A 19,584-nucleotide genomic window follows, 5' to 3' on the forward strand; every position below is an offset into this window, starting at 1 on the left:
ATTTAATTTGTATGATCTTCAATATCTGTAAAAATAGCATCAATAATACGGTTATCTTTTACAAGGTTATGACTTGTTGTTGCTAAAAGATGAACCCCAGCATAATGTTTTCCTATTATATCATTATTAATAATTTTATTATGGCAACTAGGAAAATCACTTTGTTCTGGATGTTGGCGTTGTGCGACACCAATCAATACGCCAAAGAAATGAAATTTGTCATTTCTGCCTTTGTTATTGTTAGTTATCAGATTATTTGCTGCTGTACAGGCATAAACTGAGCGTACAAATTTTATTCCATCTCCCCAATTGTCTTCAATTGAATTATTTTCAATACGACAATAAGCGGCATTATCGAGACTGATTCCGGGTAATTTGGCTTTTGAACTACCATCTTCCATAATTCCCATTTGTTCAACAAAATCTTGATTTAATTCCGTTTCATCTTGTAAACCACGTCTGCCGTTATTATAAATATGACAATTGAGTATTTGGCAACCCCATGAGCCATTATCAATAGTAATACCTTCACAATCATTGTTGGCAATCACGCAATTAACCACATTTAGATTGCCTACTCCATCGGTAGTAATACCCATTTTACGATTATAACGAAATGTACAATCTATTAAGCTATTGCGATATGGTAGAGGATCTAGTGGATCAAATGGGGCGAAATTTCCAATTATTTCAGTAGTATGATGTATTTGATTGTGAAAATCTAAGGGATCAATATGCGAAGGTAATTTCAGATCAGTTAAAAAAACTCCACCTTGTTTACAACCTTCTGCTACACAAGATTGTAATATGGTATCCCAAACATTGCGTACCATCATAAAACCAACTAAATTAGCTTCATAAACAGAACAATGTGCTAATCGTGTTCTATGTACATTATCAGCAAATAGAAATCCTACAGCGCGAGGTTTAATAATTTCTACATTGGAAAAAATTAAGTCAGTTGCTTGAGTGATAAAAATAGCAGCACAGAATTTATGTGTGCCTTGATGACGAATTCTTAAATTTTCTACTTCAATTCCATTATGATTCTGAATCATTAAACCAAAATCAACATCTTTAAATATCAATTCAGTTTTGCCAGCAATTCCAATTAAACGTAGATTAGAGGGTAATTTTAAAGTTTCAGTTAATTCAAGTTGCCCCTCTGGTAAGTGAATTTCACCTCCAGTCTTTGCTAATGCCGCTATTTCTTTAAATAAGCGTTTAGCAGTAAATTCTTCTGCTGGAATAATAGATTTATATGAATTACTTGCTTTTGAGAAACGCGCTGGAATTTCAATTTGATTAATCAAATTCATGCGCTCAAACAATGCCCATTGCATTTCTAATTCAATGGTAAAGCTTTGTAATGTTGGTGTTGCTGCAATTTCAATTGGAATCTGCTGCTGAGAGTGATAAGCATCTGCTGTAATATCAAAGCTATATTGATCTGGTAAACATCGTTCAAAAGAGATATTACCATCCTGATTAGTAATTAATGGAGATAATTGATAACAGGAAAGTTTAGCGTTTGAAATTGGTTTCTTTAGTAAATTATCAACCACCTTAATCATCAAGGTGGGTAATATTATTACTTTAGGTGGCTTTTTTTTTAAAGGAATTGTGGATTTATGTAATAATTTTTCTGCTGAAATATCTATAAATAGATCATCTTGAATCATATACTCTGGGGCTGAAATTTCAAATATATATCTATTAGGAAGATAATGATCACATAAAATAGAACCATTTGCATCGGTAATTTTAAATTTATCCAATAATTGTGGACAAATTATTTTAGCTCCTGCTATTGGTTTCTTAGTATCTATATCAATTACATTGATTTGAAGCTGATATTTTGGAGTTGGTACTATTTTAGCTGGGAACCAAGGAGTTTTGCCTAACAGTTTATGTTGTATTCTTTTCAGCCTGTTAGCTTCTGGAAACATAATGTACATAGCTTTATCAGTCTTTTTATGCAAAACTGCTATTTCAGCTGATATTTCAATCAATTCGATATGATTTGGAATAGCGCGATAAGCTTTTAGATGTTCAATTAGCACACGTGAACCAGAAGTTTCTGAGTAAATTTTATGCAGAATAATATAGCCACCTATGCGCACATCATTATAATAAGTATTAAAATCTGCAAAGACTCCTTTTACGGAATAATCACCATCAATGTAAAGCAGATCAATTTTCTCTTTGGTCTGAATATAAATAGATACTGGATTGATCATTATAATTCAGCACATTGCGGTTGATTACACAAATGTAATATGTATTTGAAACTGTTCTCAGAACCAGTCAGTGGCACACCGGGATTCTTAACTATACTATGCAATACATATCGCGCTGGATTGTTAAAAGGCGGTGTGCTTCTAGCAATAGCAGTTAAAAAATTTCCATTGAAATTTATGAGAGAAAAATTCTTAACAGTAGCTTGTGCTTGGTTAAAACTAGCGACATTATTCCAAGTAGCTAAATCTGAACCAAGATAGTAAAATCTAGTTGTAGAAATTGCTTGTAAGTTAGTTCCAATAGCGTTATATGGTCCTGCTGCTATGAGATATAAATCCTTTGGATTAGTAGCAGTTCCCTGAAGTCTAGCATTAAAATTAATAGTTTCACCGACACCATAGAACATTTTATCGCTGCTGATTTCTAACAAATCTTCAGTTGGTGTTGGCATCTGAAATTCAATAAATTTTAAATGTGTATCTCGTGCATCACCTAATACCATTAATAAATATTTGTTATTAAATATTTTGATTCTACATTGACCCTCAGCAGAATAAGGTAATACCACTTGTCTAACATTCCAATTTTGACCATCAGGGCTAAATCTATACATTATTGTACCAGCACCAGCTTGCCCACTTTCTCCATCTATAGGTTTATCAGGCGAATTATCCCAAACTCCATGAAAATTTCCAGCAGCATCTATAGTCAATTTTGGTCCCATTCCTGCACGAGATGCAGATGCACCAGTGCTTTTACCTGCAACAGTTTGAATTTGCCATGCACTATTAATAAATTTACCTATAATATTAGTGCTACCTTGGTGCATTCCTTTAGCATCAGTTTTATATCTAAAATTCGCTACATAGGGTATTCTATTTCGATCTAAAATCAAATCAGTCCAAAATTCATTTTCAGAAATACTTCCACTAGGATCAATTATAGATGTTGACCAGTTTTTTAAATCATCTGAATAAGCATACCATAATTTATGTCCAGCTCCCGCTGGAAATGGTACTGGTGTTTTACCTGCTGTAAGTGGTGGATTTGTAGTTGGATATGTATTTCTTAAAACAACAGCATTTTTATCTCCATAAGTTAAATGGTAACGTCCAACTTGTTTATCGTATAGAAAAGTAGCTAATCGGTAATCTTCTGCTGGAGCAGTAGGAGAAGCTAAACGTAATACATAGTCTCTATCTGTCCATTTATTTTCAGCGTCTGCAATTGGTAATTGTATTCTTAAAGCTTTAGGAAATGGAGGGCTGAGAAGTGTGCCATCTTCAGTTACAAAGATTTCATATTCACGAGCAAAAATTGCTTGTCCGTTTGCATCTAATTGCATTTTGGTATTAAAATTACCTGAAGAAATATTTCTTTTTGGTCCAATCACGCCATTTTGAACAGTTTGATAAACCAAACCACCGTTATGAGTAATACCATCTTTATCAACAAAATCTCTTTCTACAATATAACAAATATGTACTATACCAGTATTATCATCATATATTAAATAAGTTGAAATTGAGGGAATTGAACCATTAGTTTCTAATATATTTCTTTGTTGAAATGTACCACCAACTGGTTTACTAGTATAAATAATATGTGCCTTATTGCCGCCCGGTACAGGTTGAGAATAGACAGCATGAACAATACCAGCTTTACTGACATCAAAGTCATAAGAATAGATGCGTCTTGAAAATGGTTCTTCTGAATTGGCGAGACTTTCTTCTGAGAGTTTAGTTAAAATTGCCCAACTGGGTGTAGTTAATGAGATGCCTAAAATGGCAATTAATAATAAATGTAAGTTTTTCATAAAAATTAACCCTTTATCCATCGCATAACAGCTTTCCAAACATCACTAAATTTAGGTGCTGGGCGGCGACAGATGTTTTCATCATTAACATATAATATTTCTGCTTTTAACCATGATAATCCAAATGATGCTTCATAGTCTGATTGAATCACTAAATCATAATTGCCTCGTAATTGCCAGTATTTTTTCCAACGAGTGAAATTCTTTGGCATAGCAACAAAGTTAGCATTGGGTATTTGAAATCTTGGTTTACCACCCGGTTGTGTGAGAAATTCTATACTTAAATCTGGACGCTGTTTTATTGCTTGTACAAATGCTTCTTGTAGTTGTGTTGCTTGTAAATTGACTGTCCATGATACCAAAACCCTTTTAATCTTAGGATCTAATAAAATTGATATTATTTCTTTGTTTGCTTGTGACTTATAAGGTAATTTTATGTCTTTTTTGCCGAAGTTTCCAGCTTTAAAATCTGCTAGCGCATCATAATGTAATTGTGCTAACTCTGGTTTTCCTATTAGATGATAGTATAGGGCTTTTTTGAGGATGTAGCCTTGCATTCGTTTGAGAGTGGCATTGTCAGCTCCGTGTTTTTGTAATAAGTCTAATATGTTGCGATTATCGTAATATAATACCCATGTAGGAACTTTAGCTGCTGCTGATAGGTGCCAAATCAATGACTTAGCTGATACTACTACGCGATGTCCCATTTTTGCTATGCGTAAGCACCATTCGACATCATCAAAATGAATAAAATAGTCGCGCCATAAGCCAGCGTCTCTAGCTACATCTGCACGAATTAATAAGGAAGCAGCTGCTACATATTCTATATCCATATAAGGCTGGCAGTGCATTAAATATTTGCTTAAGTCTATGTCTATATTTAATAATTCCTGTGCTGAACGCCCTTGCCATGCTGGAATTTTTTCTAAGTGACGATTTAAGACTAATAAGCCGGTGCCACGATCAATAAAGGCTCCCATTTCATTAATTCGCCAAGGGTAGTCAAGTTGCATCATGGTAGAACCTGCTACTGCAATATCTGGTTTGGCTTCTAATAAATTGACTAGTTCGGTTAAGGCGCGTTGATGTACTAACACATCATTGTCAAGTAACCAGAGGTATTTATAATTTTCTAATGGCTGTTCAAATGCCCAGCTTAAACCGGTATTAAATCCACCAGTGCCACCGATATTTTCTTTATTGCAAATTAGGTTTATGTCTGGATAATCTTGCTTGATAGCATCAACAGTACCATCAGTACTAGCATTGTCTATTACTAAAATATCCAAATTTTCTTTAGGATATTCTAAGGTATTAACTGCTGCTAACAGATCTAAGACGTATTTTTGTTTATTCCAAGTAACAATTATTATTAGTATTTTAGCTGTATTGGTCATAATGTTATCAATGTTTCAAAAGACGCACTTATGATAACAGCTAAATTATAGAAATTGTTATTTTTAACGCACAATTTCATACTCAATAGTGCTTAATGACCAACGCGCTGAGCGATTTAATTGTTGAGTTAATTTTTGTAATGTTGCTGTTGCTTGTTTGGCTGGTATTTGTGTAAATGCTTTGGGAATTAGGTTTTGATATTTTGATATGTTATCTTCTATCAAGATGGCTATTAATGATCCTTTGCCTATCGGTTCTCCGGTAATGAATTTAAAGCCATAAAATCGGTCTGGAATTGTTATTGTTGATCTTGCTTTTATATAACGTCGCTTGTTTTGTTTGGGAAATAGGCGCATTAAGTCACCTTTACTATTGATTTCAAATAGTAATAAATAGCCGTTTTTATTGCTACGTATTCTTATTTTCATGCTTTTGCCAATTTTAAGGCGGCTATTTGGTAAGACGCTTATTTGTAGATTAGCCTGATTATTATCTCTTGAAACTTTCCAAGTGCTAATATCCGCCGCTAGCATTTCTGGTTTGGCTTCTAGTTGTGGGCTGAGTTTTCCAAGTCGGCATTGCCACGGTTTTCTATCACAATAGGCTTGTGATTCTCGGCGTATATAATCTAATAATTCAGCATGAGTAACTTTGCCATCTTTATTATTATCAGCGCGTTTGTTTTTAATGCCTTCAATAAAGCGAGAAGTAAATACTCCACGATAGGGCTTTTCTACATCTACTAAAGCCACTTGGTTAGGAGCTACGGCACTATAAGCAATTATATTTTGCTGCGTAGCAATAAAACCATCCCGTTCAACATATAAACCGCGTGTTAATTTGGGTAGGCGACTAAAAACGGGAACTTTGATAGTTGGATTGGCAATGCTGCGTGTTATGGTGCCAGAATGACAAGCATCAATAACTATCATCACTTGTCGCCCTTTTAAGTGTTGCAAACGAGCGTTAATTTCATCATCAATAATCATACGTGGAAAATCGACAGGCAATAAGAATTCATCATAACCATCGCTTTCGTCGCCATTTCTATCATTAGTATGAGAACCATGCCCACTGAAATAAAATAATATTTTATCACCACGGCTACTACCTTTGATTAGCCAATTATCAAAGGCATTTAAAATGGCTTGACGAGTAGCTTGAGCATCGGTTAAGATGCGAATTTGATGATTTTTATAGCCCCATACAGATTTAATAAATTGTTGCATATCTTTGGCATCTTGCTTACTGCCAACTAAGTTGCTAGCATTTTGGTATTTATCAATGCCGATTAATAATGCACGATCTTGAGCGTTGGTGGGAATATTAAGTATGAAAAATAAGAATATGCTAGTAGATATGTTTTTGATTGTCATAAGAGTTGTAGTTAATATTGTTATTTGATAAATGGAACTGTATAACTACAGGGATTGCATATAAGCAGGGATAAAACTAATATATATACCTATATAATCCCTGCTTATATGCAATCTCTGTAGTTTTTAAGATTGAAAGTAGTGATGTGAATTGAAATCATGGATTAGACCTGACAGGTTTTTAAAACCTGTCAGGTCTGTTGTGGTTAGAAGTGAAGATTCACACCAAAAACCAAACCATTTATTGTATTATTATAATTGCTATTTTCATAGCCTAACGCTTGGAACCGATATCCCAAATGGATAGAAGCAGCTTCAAATACATTAATATAATCTAACTTAGAAGAATATATTAGTCCTAACTCTCCTAACTTATATTCAACATCACTACTATCATCCTTCAACCACCCAAAAGAAAAGTTTCCATACATGCCAAATTTACCTCTTAAGGGAGCTCAAGTTTAAACTGGGTATCAATACAAGTTATTTTTTATCCACAAATCCATCAAACTCAGTGTGCCACGCCTTTACACCAACCGAAGCAGAAAAATCCTTCTTAAAATGAGACTTAGAAAGGGAACTTAATAAAGAACTTTCATCTGCAATAGCAGAGTTTCCTAACCCGATACAAATCAGGCTTGTTATTGTAATGTAAATTGTTTTTTCATAGTTTATTTTTCCTCAGAAATTAAAAAGCAATTGGTGCTGTAATAAAATCATAATCTCTTTGTGATGCTTGTCTTTCTGCCTCTTGTGCCCGTCTTTCAGCTTTTTCGATTTGCGGATTTCTACAACCTGACGGTGAAAAACATAATTTACGATATAATGAGGTGTTATTTCACATTACATGTTGAAATTATTAATTTTTAAAATTTATTGTTTTACATTTGGTCGCACTAATATCAACATGTCTTGAATTGATAAATGACCATGTTCCTTTATGCCATTCAATAGGTGTTTGGTAAATACACCATTGCTTCCATGACCATCATAAGCCTGTTTGCCTGGAGCTGTAGAATAAATCAGAATTGAGCCTGCCGGATTATCCATTTCTGCTAAACCATTTTTTGCTACTAATTTAGGTCTTATACTTCTAGTTTCACTTTTGACAGGAAGAGGATTGTCTCTACAAGCATCTAATACAATAATATTAAGAGCATTTCGAGCGAACTTCATATTATCAAGCACATAATTGGCTGACATCGCCCTATCTTTAAGTTTTTGTTGTGTTGGAATACGAGTTTTGGTAGGAATTAGATAATTTTCTCCCTCTGCTTGTATGCCATGACCTGCGTAATAAAACAAACCGATGCCTTTTGCCCGCTTTAATTGCCAATAATTAGCGCATAACGTTGCATTTCTTGAGTGTTTATATCGGTGCTGAAATGATTACTTATGCTATCTTTTAATTGGTTACAACTAGATAGTATGAATATCAATGTAATACCAAGAAATAGTCTATTTATTTTCATTACATTTCTCCTATTGAGTAATAATTTCCACTCGTCGATTAAGTTCATCAATTTCTTCTTGTGTGTAATTGTCAGAATTTTCTAACAGTAATGGTGCTTTTTCTCCTCTACCAGTTGTGGAAATATCAATTGTTACAGCTTCAGTTTTCAAATAGTTTCTTAAAAATCAGCGCGTTTAAGCGATAATTTATCATTAAACTCTCGACGATAGGAGAGACCTTCATCTTAGATGGTTTTCGTTCAGACATTAGTTAAGTATTTGATCTAAGCCCTGAAGGGGCGAAATAATATAGCCTAGGGCAACTTTCGAGGCAAAAGTTTTTTGAAAAAAAACATTTGCCTCGAAACTAGGATGATATATATTATCCCAACCAAGCCCTGAAGGGGCGACATATATGACATATATATATAAATGCCTCATTATTTCGCCCCTTCAGGGCTTATAAATTTGTGGGGGGGGGTTTCCACGCGGAGCGCGTGGAAATTAAAGAAGGGAGACTAAATTATTTAGCGTTCATTAAAGCTACTGTGGTGTCTAACATTCTGTTAGAGAAACCCCATTCATTATCATACCAAGATAGTACTTTTACTAATGTACCACCTGTGACTTTAGTTAAACTAGCATCATAGGTTGATGATACTGTTGTATGATTGAAATCAACAGATACTAATGGTTCGTCATTGTATGCTAACACGCCTTTTAAATCACCTTCAGAGGCTTCTTTCAATATGCTATCAATTTCTTCTTTGCTAGTGTCGCGAGCGGCTACGAAGCATAAATCAACTACTGATACATTGATTGTTGGAACGCGCATAGCAAAACCATCTAATTTACCATTTAATTCTGGTAATACTAAACCTACAGCGGCAGCAGCACCAGTTTTAGTTGGAATCATTGATTGGGTTGCTGAACGAGCGCGACGTAAGTCTGGATGATATACATCAGTCAACACTTGGTCATTAGTATAAGAATGAATAGTTGTCATTAAACCATGCTTAACACCAATTTTGTCATGTAATGGTTTAATCATTGGTGCTAAGCAGTTGGTGGTGCAAGATGCGTTAGAAATAACAGTATCACTAGATTTAAGTACACCATGATTAACACCATAAACAATAGTAGCATCAACATCATTACCACCCGGTGCTGAAATAATAACTTTTTTAGCACCACCGGCGAAATGCGCACTAGCTTTTTCTTTGCTAGCAAAGAAACCTGTGCATTCATGTACTACATCAACACCTAATTCACCCCAAGGAAGTTTAGTTGGATCACGTTCTGCTAATACGCGAATTTTATCGCCATTAACAACCATGTAATCACCTTCCATTGACACTTCAGCATTAAAACGTCCATGTACAGTATCATACTTGGTTAAGTGAACATTAGTGTTGACATCACCTAAATCATTAATAGCGACGACTTGAATTTCATCTGTACGCCCAGCTTCATATATCGCACGTAAAATATTGCGACCAATACGCCCATAACCGTTAATTGCGACTTTAATTGCCATTAATTTTTCCTTTTTATGTAATTTAAATTATTGATTCTACTGAACTTACAACATTTTCAACGGTAAAGTTAAACAATTTGAATAAATCACCTGCTGGTGCAGATTCACCAAAGCGATCCAATCCAATTACTTTACCTTGAAAACCAACATATTTGAACCAAGCATCAGTAACACCTGCTTCAACTGCTACTCTTGCAGTTACATTTGAAGGTAATACAGATTCACGATAAGCATCGTCTTGAGCATCAAACATATTTGTTGATGGCATGGAGACTACGCGAATTTTCTTGCCTTTTTCTGTCAATTGTTGAGCTGCATTCATAGCCAATTCAACTTCTGAACCGGTAGCTATAATAATAGCTTCTGGAGTACCATCACAGTCAGAAAGGATATAACCACCTTTTTCAATGGCTGCTATTTGGTCTGCGCTACGATTTTGAGGTGCTAAACCTTGACGTGAGAAAATTAAACTACAAGGACCATCCTTACGTGCAATCGCAACTTTCCAAGCAACAGCAGATTCAACCGCGTCACATGGTCTCCATACAGACATATTAGGTATTAAACGTAAAGTGGCTGTTTGCTCAACTGGTTGATGAGTTGGACCATCTTCACCTAAACCTATGGAATCATGGGTATAAACAAAAATACCTTGAATTTTCATTAAAGCTGCCATGCGTAAAGCATTGCGAGCATATTCTGAAAACATTAAGAATGTTGCGCCATAAGGAATGAAACCGCCATGCAGACTAATACCATTCATTATAGCGGACATAGCAAATTCACGTACACCATAGTAAATATAATTACCATCGGCATTGTCTTGTATGCCCTTACAACCAGACCAAAGTGTTAAGTTTGAACCGGCTAAATCTGCTGATCCACCTAAAAATTCTGGTAATAATGGTCCAAAACCATTAAGGGTATTTTGTGAAGCTTTACGTGAAGCTATTTTTTCTGCTTTAGCATCAACATCAGCAATAAAGGCATCAGCTTTTTCTATGAAGTCTGCTGGTAAATCACCTTTTAAGCGACGACTTAATTCAGCACCAAGCTCTGGGTATGCTGTTTGATAAGCGGCAAATTTGTCATTCCATTCTTCTTCTATACGACTACCAGCTACTTTAGCATCCCAACCTTCATAAACCTCATCAGGCATTTCAAAAGGTGCTTCTTTCCAACCAATAGTTTCTCTAACTAAAGCGATTTCGTCATCACCTAAAGCGGCACCATGACAATCTTCTTTGCCTTGTTTATTTGGTGAACCCCAACCAATAATGGTTTGGCAACAAATTAATGTTGGTTTGTCGCTAACAGCGCGAGCTTCTTCTATCGCTTTTTTGACAGCATCAGCATCATGCCCATCAACTTTTGAAATCACATGCCAACCATAAGCCTCAAAACGCTTAGGGGTATCATCTGTAAACCAGCCTTCGACTTCACCATCAATGGAAATACCATTGTCATCATAAAACGCGGTTAATTTACCTAATTTATGTGTTCCTGCTAATGAACAAGCTTCATGAGAAATACCTTCCATCATGCAGCCATCGCCTAAGAATACATAAGTATTATGGTCGATTATTTCATTATCTGGCTTATTAAATTGTCCAGCTAAGACCTTTTCGGCAATAGCCATACCAACAGCATTGGTAATACCTTGTCCTAAAGGACCAGTGGTAGTTTCAACGCCCGGGGCATAACCATATTCTGGATGTCCCGGTGTTTTAGAATGCAATTGACGGAAGTTTTTAATTTCTTCCATTGGTAAGTCATAACCGGTCAAATGCAATAAGGAATAAATCAGCATTGAGCCATGCCCATTAGACAATACAAAACGGTCACGATTTGCCCAATTTGGATTAGCCGGATTGTGGTTCATGTAATCGTTCCACAATACTTCGGCAATATCAGCCATACCCATTGGCGCACCGGGATGCCCTGAATTGGCTTTTTGTACGGCATCCATGCTTAAGGCACGAATAGCATTAGCGAGTTTTCTTCTCGAAGTCATTGACTTCTCCTGTGGCTAGCTATAATAATAATTAAAAATATTGATTATACATTTGATTATGTAATGTATAATGAATTTACTATTGTATGATGTTTTTTCAATGATGTTGAGATTAAAATGTTTTTGTAAGAACAAATTTTGCTTATATTGCTTAAATTGAATTAAAATTAATTAATTATTTGGAGTAAAAAACATGGGTGTATTTGAGATCGTAGCTGGTATATTAGTACTAGCAATAGGGGCTTTTAGTGTTAAAATTAAGCGGGATTTAAATGAGGTTTCGGTAAAATACCAAGATGTGCAAAAAAAACATCGAGATGTTGAACAAAGCCTTAAAGATAATCAAGCTAAATTATCTGCAACTTCAGATAAATTGACAAAAGAACAACAACAAAATAAAAAGAATGAACAATCTCTTAAAGACAATCAAGCTGAATTAGCTAGCACAATAAAAAAATTAATTAAAGTTCAAACTCAAAATACCAAATTTGAACAAACGTTAAACGACACTCAAGCAAAATTGACAAAGGCAGAAACTAAGCTTCATGATATACATACAGAAGCTGCTGGATTAAAACAAAGCTTAAACGACACTGAAGCAAAACTGACACAAACAGAAACTAATCTGAAGAATAGCCATAAAGAAGCTGAAGGATTTAAGAAATCGTTAGAAGCTGCTGAAGCTAATCTTAATAATAGCCGCACAGAAGCTGAAGGATTTAAGAAATCATTAGAAGAAGCTGAAGCTAATCTTAATAATAGCCGCACAGAAGCTGAAGGATTTAAGAAGTCTTTAGAAGAAACTGAAGCTAAATTAGTTGAAACAGAAAATAATCTTAATGATAGCCATAAAGAAGCTGAAGGATTTAAACAATCATTAGAAGCTGCTGAAGCTAATCTTAATGATAGCCGTACAGAAGCTCAAGGATTTAAGCAATCATTAGAACAAGCTGAAGCTAAAGTAGAAGAACTTAAAAAATCTCTTGCTGAAACTAATGAAAAATTAAATAAACTTAGTGAGACTCCAGAAATTATAGATGAAGATTTGATTTACAGTATTAAATCAGTAGCAACTGGTAAAGTTTTATTTATTCCGCAGGGTTCATTAAAGAATAATACGCCCATTAAGCAAGATACTTGGCGCGGTGGGCAAAATCAACAATGGCGTTTACAGTTATTAGGTGGTGCTGATCAAGGTTATTGTTATATTTTTTCGGTTAAAAGTAAAAAATGTATAGTCGCTTCACCGAAAGCAAAAGATAATAAAGCTGAAATTAATCAATATCAATGTAACGCTGAAAATCATCAAAAATGGAAATTAGTTCCTGTAAATGATGAACATTTTGTGATTGAATCTAAAAATAGTGGCAAAGTCTTAACGGTGTCAGATAATAAAATTATTGAAGACACATTACATGATGATGAGAATCAATACTGGATTTTAAATCAAGTAAATTCAAAATAAATTGGATAAATATAATGTCATTTATAGAATGGGATGATAAATATAGTGTTAATATCACTAAAGTTGATGATCAACATAAGCATTTTATGTCTATAATAAATAAATTATATGATGCACTAATGGTTGATCAACATCCAAAACCAGTAATTGAGAAAATAGTTAATGAATTAGTTGATTATACTGACTATCATTTTAAAACTGAAGAAAACTGGTTTGAACAACATAATTATTCAGATAAAGAAGCTCATAAACAACAACATGATAATTTGCGAGCTCAGGTATATAAATTGCGAGATGATTTTGCTGCAAATCGCGTAGAAATAGATTTATCAGTTTTGAGTTTTTTAACAGAATGGCTGGTGGAACATATACTGGGTAGTGATATGGAATATTCTCCTTATTTAATTTCTAAAAACGTATGAAATATATTAATCTTAATCCTTCAGTGCAAGGTGCTGAAGATAGCGAAGATACACTAGTTGCTAGTGAAATCTTAGAAACAAAATTAGCCGATATTGAGCAAAAGTTGGCACAATTACCTGCTAATTCTTCTATGGAACGCGCTAATCTTTTGTTAGATTCAGCTTATACTCGCTTAGAGTTAGAAAAGGATGTTGAAGCTTGGCAATTAGGGCATGAGGTTTTTAAAATCTTTGCAGATGCTGAGGATTGGGAAGCGGCTGTGCAAGCGGCTGATATTATTTATAATGCTAATCAATCAGATGCTTTAGTTGCATTAGGTAATGGCGTATGGTTGGCAGTTACTTTTCCTATTGATCCTGAACTGACAGCTGTGATGTTAGATCATATTGTTGAGGAAACGCCTGCTGATTCTGATGGTGCAGCAGTAGCGGCAGTGACTGCTCATTATATCGCAGATTTACGTTCTGAAAATGAAAATTTATTGTTTTTCACTAATCAATTATTGGCAAAAGTAGCGCGTCGTCATAGTAATGTTGAAAAACAAGCCGATTTTGAAGCATGGATGAAAAAAATGGAGCTTGATTCTCCACCTGATTTCTTGGGGCGTTTATCACAGGTATTAAATGTGATGGTTCAAGATGATTGGTGGGTAAATAGGGATGCGCTTAGAGAGAAGATTGAGCAATGAGTGTACAGGAATATATGTTGCGTATCGGCAAACAAGCTCGTGCTGCCGCTAAAGTTTTAGCTCGTGCTGATACTGGTATTAAAAATAAAGCCTTAGAATCAATCGCGCAACAATTGGAACAACAGCAACAACAATTACTTATCGCGAATGCCAAAGATTTAGAAAAAGCTAAAGGTTTGGATAGTGCCTTATTGGATCGTTTAAGTTTAAATGAGTCTCGCATTGCTAGTATGGTAGAAGGTTTACGCCAAATGGTGCAGTTGCCTGATCCAATTGGTACTATTACTGATTTAAGCTATCGCCCCAGCGGCATTCAAGTTGGAAAAATGCGTGTAGCTTTAGGGGTAGTGGGAATTATTTATGAATCGCGCCCTAATGTTACTGCTGATGCCGCTGGTTTATGTTTGAAATCTGGAAATGCTACGATTTTACGCGGTGGTTCAGAGGCTATTCATTCTAATCAAGCTATTGCTGAATGTATTTATGCTGGTTTAGAAGCCGCTGGTTTACCTCGTACTGCTGTACAAGTTATTGAAACTACTGATAGAGCTGCTGTTGGTGAATTAATTGCGATGCCAGCTTATGTGGATGTTATCATTCCACGAGGCGGTAAGGGTTTAATTGAACGTATCAGTGCTGATGCGCGTGTTCCTGTAATTAAGCATTTAGATGGTGTTTGTCATGTATATATTGATGATCAAGCAGATATTGATAAGGCAATTAATGTAGCTTATAATTCTAAAACTCAACGCTATGGTACTTGTAATACTATGGAAACTTTGTTAGTTGCTAAATCTGTAGCTGATGAGGTATTACCTAAATTAGCGGAAAAATATCAAGCAGCAGGTGTTGAGTTGCGTGGATGTGCTGCGACACAAGAAGTATTAACTAATATTAAAGCGGCTACCGATGAGGATTGGCAAACAGAATATTTAGCTCCAATCTTATCAATTCGTACAGTGACAGATATAGATGAAGCAATGGAACATATACATCAATATAGTTCCCAACATACTGATAGTATAATCACAGAAAATTGGAGTAAATCGCGACGCTTCTTAACAGAAATTGATTCAAGTTCTGTGATGGTAAATGCTTCAACTAGATTTGCTGATGGCTTTGAATATGGCTTAGGTGCTGAAATTGGTATTAGTACTGACAAATTTCATGCCCGTGGTCCTGTGGGATTGGAAGGCTTGACTTCTCAGAAATATATTGTCTTGGGTGATGGGCATATTAGGCAATAAGTTGAATTTTAATATTATTAATATGAGTTATACAGTAAAAGAGATATTTTATACCCTTCAAGGTGAAGGCAGATATGCAGGGCGAGCGGCAGTCTTTTGTCGCTTTACTGGTTGTAATTTATGGAGTGGGCGTGAAAAAGATCGCGCTATTGCTAATTGTAAATTTTGTGACACTGATTTTATTGGTGGGGAAAAATTTAAAACCCCTCAAGCTTTAGTTGATAAAGTCATTAATACATGGGCTGCTACAGAAAATGATCATAAATTTGTAGTTTGTACTGGTGGTGAACCTTTATTGCAATTAGATACTCCATTAATCAATGCTTTTCATGAAGCTGGATTTGAAATTGCTATTGAAACCAATGGCACCTTAGCGGCACCACAGGGAATTGATTGGATTTGTGTTAGCCCAAAGGCTAATATGACATTAAAAATAACAACTGGTGATGAATTAAAATTAGTTTATCCTCAAATTGAAAATACACCTTCCAATTTTGAACACCTTGATTTTAAATATTTTTATTTGCAAGCTCTGGATGGACCAGAACTAGACAATAATATCAAATTAGCCATAGATTATTGCTTAAAGCATCCACAATGGCGTTTAGGTTTACAAACTCATAAAATCATTGGGCTTCAATAGCCGCACGAGGCGATGATAATTAGAAAACCCGAGAACAAACATTATCAAATTTCCATATAGCATAAGTAATTATTATCGAATAGTAACGGAAAATTTTTTTAAAATCCCTAATTTAGTAGCACGTAAGCTTTATGTTGAGCGGCTATTTGAAATGCACTTGACAAAGTCAGAACGTGAATAAACAGGTAAACTTGCTCAATAATTTTTTCAAGGTTTTTGACAATCGTGATTATAAGCTCGCCAATATATAAGTTTATCAGAAGTGAATCTAAGCGGGAAAGAACTTAGAAATATGAATGTTGATAAATTAAAATTGAAATTGATTAGTGTTGTGGCTGTGGGGTTTGATCGCTTGGTTTGGGAAATTGTTGGTGAATAGTTAGTCATAGCGTCATACACCAATGAAGTTTTGTTGTATGACGCTATATAGCTTATACAAGCTACTTCACTATATACCATAGTGCTCGATTATAATAATTGGCATCCGCTCCTACAAGCTCGGGACTTTTGAGCCAACCACCCTCATTTCCGTCAGCACCAGTATGTTTCTTCCCTGTTGAAAACAGATATCTATTTGTCTTGAGGTTTTTCAACATATAGGCATCTCCTCTTTTAATAAGTGTCCACTGTGCTCGGTTATAATAATTGGCATCTGCTCCTACAATAGTAGGACTCTTAAGCCAACCACCCTCATTTCCGTCAGACCCAGTATGCTTGCTCCCTGTTGAAAATAAGTAGCGTTTAGTTTCTTTGTTTTGGAACTGGTAGATATTTCTATATGTAGTCATACACCAGCGTGCTCGGTTATAATAATTGGCATCTGCTCCTACAATATTAGGACTTTTTAGCCAACCTCCTTCTTTATTATTCACCGGTTTTCCTGTTGAGAATGCATAACGCTTAGTCTCTTGATTTTTCAAAAACACCGCATTTGCACACTTCAGAGGAGGAGTACTTTGTATTTCATTATTCTTACAACTATCAGCTTTTGTTTCTTTAACAGAATAGATTGCAATATTATATTGACCAGCATTTTCATCAAATCCACCATCTGACACGCCGAAAGATAACTTACCAGCATCTTTAGGAACTTCAATCACAAAATGATAACGATTATTGGAATTATAAGTTGGAAGATTTGCTTTTCCTATACCATCTACAAACTTGATAAAGTTTGCAATATTGCGTGGTTCGCCTGCATAGGGTTTAAGCGGAGCACCATTCCAACCTATATTTAATTGATAATATTGTGGATCAAGAGGTTTACCAGTTTTAACACCAAAAAAAGCATCATTAACTGTCATTCCATAACTGTATCCAGTTCCAGAAACTATCACTTCAACTAAGCCACTATAAGATTTAGCTGTAGAAGTAGATGGAGATGTAAATGGAGCTACTAAGCTTTCACCAGTACCAGTACGAGTGTAGGCTTGTGAAATATTCTTAGTGTTGCAATTTTCCACATACACAGCAGCACTTTTCATATAAGTAGTCATTTTCCAGTGCCCAGTACTGCCATCTGTACCCTTAGAACCGCCAGCACCAACATCCCAGTCACCAATAGGTTTATAACCGTTTGGTCCAGGACGAGGAGTTCCTGTGTTTGATGCGGTTAATTGAACATCTGTCACACAATTTTTTGTACCTGAACCAATTTTGGCTGTATTAGCATACATAGCCATCATATAGTGTCCAGTACTACCATTAGTACCATGAGAACCGCCACCATCGACATCCCAATAACCAATCTGCTTATAACCAGCGGGGCCATTTGGAGGTGTTGATGAACTTGAAGCTCTTAATTGGACATCTGTTACACAAGTAGAAGCCCCAGTTAAGTTGCCCTTTTTGAGATACAAAGCCATCATATAGTGTCCAGTACTGCCATTGGTTCCCTTTGAACCGCCACCATCGACATCCCAGTAACCAACACGTGTGTAACCATTTGGCCCACTTGGGGGTGTTGCAGAGCTTGAAGCTCTTAATTGGATATCAGTTACACCATAATTCACATTTTGAGCATTAACGGTACTCACCGCAGCTAAACCAAAAGACACTAAACCAATGATTATTTTTTTTGACATTATTTAAACAATTTCCAAGAAAAGAAACTCCAATTCTACAACATAAATTAATAATTAATACTATTAATTATTAATAATAACCATTACTAATTTTAATAAATTGCAAAAATATCTCATATTCCCCACAAATGACCAATTTTATTGTTACTTGATAAACTATTTGATAATCTCAAAATAGACTGAATGAAGTCACTTTATTTAATAGAGTTGTCCGGAAATAAGTATTTTATAGGTTTGTTTAAATAATTGTTTTTATTCAGTGAAAATTTATTTCCGGACAACTCTAATAAACAAAAAGGCGTTGTTGCATAAATATAAAATCAATGATATATCAAACGAATGATTTAGTTATGAGCAAGAAACAACGTTATAAAGTAAGAAATTGGAAATAATATAATGAGGCTTTGGTAAAACGAGGTAGTGTGATCTTTAAATCACACTTTGCATTTAAATGCATGATGCTGGCAAATTGCTCTTCACAGGATAAACTTTAATATTATATTGACCACCATTATCAGCAAAATCACCATCTGCTACGCCAAAGGATAAACGACCAGCATTTTTAGGAACTTCCATTACAAAATGGTAACTGTGCTTATTGTTATAGGCTGGAAGAGCAGCTAATCCCATACCATCCACAAACTTGATGAAGTTTGCAATGTTACGTGGTTCACCTAAGTAGGCTTCAAGTGGAGCACCATTCCAACCAAGGTTTAACTGATAATATTGTGGATCAAGAACTTTACCTGTTTTAACACCAAAAAATACATCATTAACTGTGGTTCCATAACTGTATCCAGTTCCAGAAACTACTATTTCAACTAAGCCACTATAAGATTTAGTAGTGGAAGTAGATGGAGAAGTAAATGGAGCAACTAGATTTTCACCAGCACCAGCGCGAGTGTAGGCTTGTGAAATTTGCTTCGTTTTGCAGGGATTTGGCACTTTTATGAAAGTGTTACCAAAATCTATATTTCCAATACTATCACCAAGCTTCACGACTATTTTATAACCACCAGCACTTGAATTCAAGGCAGTGTCTGCCTGAGCAATGTTGCTGATAATAGTTATCGGCAGAAGGCTTGTAAGAACTGCTACCTTACTGTAGTGCCATATTTCTCTTTGTACCATGTGAATACCTAAAATTGAATGATTTTAGCAGGAGTGATGATAAAAACAAAACTATCAGACCTGTCAGGT

Annotated in this window: 17 protein-coding genes; 5 read left to right on the forward strand and 12 right to left on the reverse strand. The window is 35.2% G+C overall.

Annotated elements, in window-relative coordinates:
* Nucleotides 1-2 precede the first annotated feature (2 nt).
* The 10 genes from BHU68_RS03060 to tkt form a co-directional block, all read right to left on the reverse strand.
* Nucleotides 3-2,240, reverse strand: coding sequence for a right-handed parallel beta-helix repeat-containing protein (locus BHU68_RS03060; protein WP_069470498.1), 2,238 nt, complete (start codon nucleotides 2,238-2,240; stop codon nucleotides 3-5).
* Entirely contained in the window at nucleotides 2,240-4,057 is a 1,818-nt protein-coding gene (locus tag BHU68_RS03065) for a hypothetical protein (RefSeq protein ID WP_141698884.1), read from the reverse strand. Before BHU68_RS03065 ends, BHU68_RS03060 begins: the two co-directional genes overlap by 1 nt.
* 5 nt (nucleotides 4,058-4,062) lie before the next feature.
* The gene (locus BHU68_RS03070; protein ID WP_069470496.1) at nucleotides 4,063-5,454 is read right to left on the reverse strand and encodes a glycosyltransferase family 2 protein; all 1,392 of its coding nucleotides are present in this window, start codon (nucleotides 5,452-5,454) and stop codon (nucleotides 4,063-4,065) included.
* Between the two features lie 63 nt (nucleotides 5,455-5,517).
* Complete coding sequence (locus BHU68_RS03075; protein ID WP_069470495.1) at nucleotides 5,518-6,831, reverse strand: caspase family protein; 1,314 nt, start codon at nucleotides 6,829-6,831, stop codon at nucleotides 5,518-5,520.
* A gap of 206 nt (nucleotides 6,832-7,037) precedes the next feature.
* Nucleotides 7,038-7,262, reverse strand: coding sequence for a hypothetical protein (locus tag BHU68_RS03080; protein WP_069470494.1), 225 nt, complete (start codon nucleotides 7,260-7,262; stop codon nucleotides 7,038-7,040).
* 442 nt (nucleotides 7,263-7,704) lie between these two features.
* Nucleotides 7,705-8,136 carry a caspase family protein gene (locus BHU68_RS03085; RefSeq protein WP_069470493.1) on the reverse strand — a complete coding sequence of 144 codons (432 nt, stop codon included), beginning with the start codon at nucleotides 8,134-8,136 and terminating at the stop codon, nucleotides 7,705-7,707.
* A 20-nt stretch (nucleotides 8,137-8,156) separates the two neighbouring features.
* Nucleotides 8,157-8,303 carry a hypothetical protein gene (locus tag BHU68_RS17090; protein ID WP_171899580.1) on the reverse strand — a complete coding sequence of 49 codons (147 nt, stop codon included), beginning with the start codon at nucleotides 8,301-8,303 and terminating at the stop codon, nucleotides 8,157-8,159.
* Nucleotides 8,304-8,313: 10 nt separating this feature from the next.
* Nucleotides 8,314-8,454, reverse strand: coding sequence for a hypothetical protein (locus BHU68_RS17095; protein WP_171899581.1), 141 nt, complete (start codon nucleotides 8,452-8,454; stop codon nucleotides 8,314-8,316).
* Nucleotides 8,455-8,806: 352 nt separating this feature from the next.
* Complete coding sequence (gene gap / locus BHU68_RS03090; RefSeq protein ID WP_069470492.1) at nucleotides 8,807-9,820, reverse strand: type I glyceraldehyde-3-phosphate dehydrogenase; 1,014 nt, start codon at nucleotides 9,818-9,820, stop codon at nucleotides 8,807-8,809.
* A gap of 22 nt (nucleotides 9,821-9,842) precedes the next feature.
* Complete coding sequence (tkt, locus tag BHU68_RS03095) at nucleotides 9,843-11,834, reverse strand: transketolase (protein WP_069470491.1); 1,992 nt, start codon at nucleotides 11,832-11,834, stop codon at nucleotides 9,843-9,845.
* A 193-nt stretch (nucleotides 11,835-12,027) separates the two neighbouring features.
* On the opposite strand from tkt, the gene BHU68_RS03100 reads away from it, so the two are divergent.
* The 5 genes from BHU68_RS03100 to queE are packed head-to-tail and all read left to right on the forward strand — an operon-like array spanning nucleotide 12,028 to nucleotide 16,300.
* Nucleotides 12,028-13,299 (forward strand): RICIN domain-containing protein, encoded by a 1,272-nt coding sequence (locus BHU68_RS03100; RefSeq protein WP_069470490.1) that lies wholly within the window; start codon nucleotides 12,028-12,030, stop codon nucleotides 13,297-13,299.
* A gap of 14 nt (nucleotides 13,300-13,313) precedes the next feature.
* The gene (locus BHU68_RS03105) at nucleotides 13,314-13,721 is read left to right on the forward strand and encodes a bacteriohemerythrin (protein ID WP_069470489.1); all 408 of its coding nucleotides are present in this window, start codon (nucleotides 13,314-13,316) and stop codon (nucleotides 13,719-13,721) included.
* Nucleotides 13,718-14,410 carry a hypothetical protein gene (locus tag BHU68_RS03110; protein ID WP_069470488.1) on the forward strand — a complete coding sequence of 231 codons (693 nt, stop codon included), beginning with the start codon at nucleotides 13,718-13,720 and terminating at the stop codon, nucleotides 14,408-14,410. Before BHU68_RS03105 ends, BHU68_RS03110 begins: the two co-directional genes overlap by 4 nt.
* A complete protein-coding gene (locus tag BHU68_RS03115) occupies nucleotides 14,407-15,657 on the forward strand; it encodes a glutamate-5-semialdehyde dehydrogenase (RefSeq protein WP_069470487.1) in 1,251 nt (416 codons plus the stop codon). The genes BHU68_RS03110 and BHU68_RS03115 overlap by 4 nt, the downstream gene beginning before the upstream one ends.
* 22 nt (nucleotides 15,658-15,679) lie before the next feature.
* Complete coding sequence (queE, locus tag BHU68_RS03120) at nucleotides 15,680-16,300, forward strand: 7-carboxy-7-deazaguanine synthase (RefSeq protein WP_069470586.1); 621 nt, start codon at nucleotides 15,680-15,682, stop codon at nucleotides 16,298-16,300.
* Between the two features lie 440 nt (nucleotides 16,301-16,740).
* On the opposite strand, the gene BHU68_RS03125 is transcribed toward queE, so the two are convergent.
* Together BHU68_RS03125 and BHU68_RS03130 are read right to left on the reverse strand one after the other, a co-directional pair.
* Nucleotides 16,741-18,384, reverse strand: coding sequence for a hypothetical protein (locus BHU68_RS03125; protein WP_069470486.1), 1,644 nt, complete (start codon nucleotides 18,382-18,384; stop codon nucleotides 16,741-16,743).
* Between the two features lie 447 nt (nucleotides 18,385-18,831).
* Complete coding sequence (locus BHU68_RS03130) at nucleotides 18,832-19,515, reverse strand: hypothetical protein (RefSeq protein ID WP_069470485.1); 684 nt, start codon at nucleotides 19,513-19,515, stop codon at nucleotides 18,832-18,834.
* Nucleotides 19,516-19,584 lie beyond the last annotated feature (69 nt).

It is taken from the genome of Candidatus Marithrix sp. Canyon 246 (assembly GCF_001723685.1).
In the GTDB taxonomy this organism is placed as follows: domain Bacteria; phylum Pseudomonadota; class Gammaproteobacteria; order Beggiatoales; family Beggiatoaceae; genus Marithrix.

Coding starts and splice junctions, on each gene's coding strand:
- BHU68_RS03060 (WP_069470498.1), bottom strand. CDS start 2,240: ATGATCAATCCAGTATCTATTTATATTCAGACCAAAGAGAAAATTGAT.
- BHU68_RS03065 (WP_141698884.1), bottom strand. CDS start 4,057: ATGAAAAACTTACATTTATTATTAATTGCCATTTTAGGCATCTCATTA.
- BHU68_RS03070 (WP_069470496.1), bottom strand. CDS start 5,454: ATGACCAATACAGCTAAAATACTAATAATAATTGTTACTTGGAATAAA.
- BHU68_RS03075 (WP_069470495.1), bottom strand. CDS start 6,831: ATGACAATCAAAAACATATCTACTAGCATATTCTTATTTTTCATACTT.
- BHU68_RS03080 (WP_069470494.1), bottom strand. CDS start 7,262: ATGTATGGAAACTTTTCTTTTGGGTGGTTGAAGGATGATAGTAGTGAT.
- BHU68_RS17090 (WP_171899580.1), bottom strand. CDS start 8,303: ATGAAAATAAATAGACTATTTCTTGGTATTACATTGATATTCATACTA.
- gap (WP_069470492.1), bottom strand. CDS start 9,820: ATGGCAATTAAAGTCGCAATTAACGGTTATGGGCGTATTGGTCGCAAT.
- tkt (WP_069470491.1), bottom strand. CDS start 11,834: ATGACTTCGAGAAGAAAACTCGCTAATGCTATTCGTGCCTTAAGCATG.
- BHU68_RS03100 (WP_069470490.1), top strand. CDS start 12,028: ATGGGTGTATTTGAGATCGTAGCTGGTATATTAGTACTAGCAATAGGG.
- BHU68_RS03105 (WP_069470489.1), top strand. CDS start 13,314: ATGTCATTTATAGAATGGGATGATAAATATAGTGTTAATATCACTAAA.
- BHU68_RS03110 (WP_069470488.1), top strand. CDS start 13,718: ATGAAATATATTAATCTTAATCCTTCAGTGCAAGGTGCTGAAGATAGC.
- BHU68_RS03115 (WP_069470487.1), top strand. CDS start 14,407: ATGAGTGTACAGGAATATATGTTGCGTATCGGCAAACAAGCTCGTGCT.
- queE (WP_069470586.1), top strand. CDS start 15,680: ATGAGTTATACAGTAAAAGAGATATTTTATACCCTTCAAGGTGAAGGC.
- BHU68_RS03125 (WP_069470486.1), bottom strand. CDS start 18,384: ATGTCAAAAAAAATAATCATTGGTTTAGTGTCTTTTGGTTTAGCTGCG.
- BHU68_RS03130 (WP_069470485.1), bottom strand. CDS start 19,515: ATGGTACAAAGAGAAATATGGCACTACAGTAAGGTAGCAGTTCTTACA.